We start from the raw sequence: 1,654 nt of genomic DNA, 5'->3' as shown, positions 1-1,654 counted from the left end.
CTCAGCCTGAATCCACCGTCGTCCGCACTTGTTGATCTTTGGGGTGGGTTGGCTCGTGGTGATAGGCGCAGGGCGTGAGAGGTCCCGGTGCGGGCTCCGAGGTCCTGGTCGCGGGCGGGTAGCGGGCAGCGTGGGTCAGCCCGCGGGCTCGGGTAGGGCCCGTAGGCGGGTCAGCGCGGTGAGCAGGCCGGTGGCCCAGGGCCAGCCGGTGGGCAGGCGGAGCCGCTGACCGCGGGCGTGGCGGATCAGCCGGGCCGGGACGGCCAGGTAGCGGCGACGCAGCGTTTTGACCGTCTGCCGGGCTGTCGCGGCGATCCCGCCGAGCCGGGCGGTCCAGCGGGCCAGGTTGTGCGCGATGGTCTGCAAGACCAGCCAGGCCTGGTTCGCCCCGAACCGGCCCGAGGGCAGGTGGTTGAGCCCGAACCCGTACTTCAGATCACGGATGGCCAGCTCCACCTCGGCGTGGCCGCGGTGGAAGGCGTCGAGCTCCACGAGGTCGCCGGGCTGGTCGGTGATGAACGGGTGATATTCGAAGGTCGGGAACAACTCCTGCTGGGCGGGATCGACCCGGCCGGCCCGGCGTTCGCGGATGCCGGGCGGGGTCGGGGTGCGGCGCACGATCAGCCGCACCCGCAGCCCGTTGCCCCGCCAGCTCGAGGCGGGGGTGGTCCGGTGCTGGTCGAACACGACCCAGTCCAGTTCGGCGACCGCGGCGCCGGGTTCGAAGTAGGGCAGCGGGGTCCACCGGTGCTCGGGAACTGCGGTGATCGCCGCGCGCATCCGGCCGAGCAGGCGGGCACCGATGGAGAACCCGACCCCGCGACGGCGACACGCCGCAAGGACCTCGGCCAGGTAGAACCCCGAATCCGCGCGCAACACCACCGGCCCGGACCGGTCCGCGGCGGCCCGGGCCTGCTCCAGGCGGGCCAGGGTCTCGGCCACGAACGACGGCGCCCCGGTGGCGTCGTTGGACCGCCCGCGCCGCAGCCGCGCGTGCAGCACGTCTCCGGTACCGGCGAGCACGGCCACCAGCGGGTGATAGCCACGGCGGCCGGTGCGCATCACCTGCCGCGCGCCCGCTTTGGCCAGCCCGTAGGTCTCGACCAGGGTGGCGTCGATATCGACCACCACCGGCGCCGTCCCACCGGCCAACGCCCCCGCGGCAGCGGCGCGCACGACCAGCCGGCGGGCGACCGCGTCGAGCTGGCGGGCATGGCCCCAACTCATCGACCGCAGAAACGTCCCCACGGTCGACGGTGCCGCCACTCGATGCCCGAGCACCGCCGCGGTCGCGCCGGCCCGCAGCGCGTCGACATCGTCGATGCAGTCCCCACCCGCCAGCGCGGAATGGATCACCGTCAGACACTTCTGCGCGGCATGCGGACCCGCAGTGACCTGCGTGTCCAGCAGCTCGGGCAGACCCAGCCGGCGTCCCAGCGTCGCCGGCAACACCAGCCCGGCCCCCGCGATCAGCGACGCGTCGTCCGCGGTCACCGACAGGCGGTCGAGTACGTGCGATGCTGACACCAAGAGGGTGCTCCTTTGCTCCAGACCGACTGCTGGCGTGAGAACCGCAATCGTCCAGCTCAGGAGCACTCTCTACCTACGCACCACGCCGAACCCACACCAAGCCCGGTGGATTCAGGCTCAGCCG

General features: G+C 72.7%; 1 protein-coding gene. It reads right to left on the bottom strand.

Annotation, left to right across the window (positions count from 1 at the left end):
• Window positions 1–135 precede the first annotated feature (135 nt).
• The gene (locus PSD17_RS08105) at window positions 136–1,527 is read right to left on the bottom strand and encodes an IS1380 family transposase (RefSeq protein ID WP_339122295.1); all 1,392 of its coding nucleotides are present in this window, start codon (window positions 1,525–1,527) and stop codon (window positions 136–138) included.
• Between the last annotated feature and the right edge of the window lie 127 nt (window positions 1,528–1,654).

Source organism: Pseudonocardia sp. D17 (genome assembly GCF_036984265.1).
GTDB lineage: Bacteria > Actinomycetota > Actinomycetes > Mycobacteriales > Pseudonocardiaceae > Pseudonocardia > Pseudonocardia benzenivorans.
The sequence above is the reverse complement of the archived record's forward strand: the minus strand, read 5'-3'. Positions and strand labels throughout refer to the sequence as shown.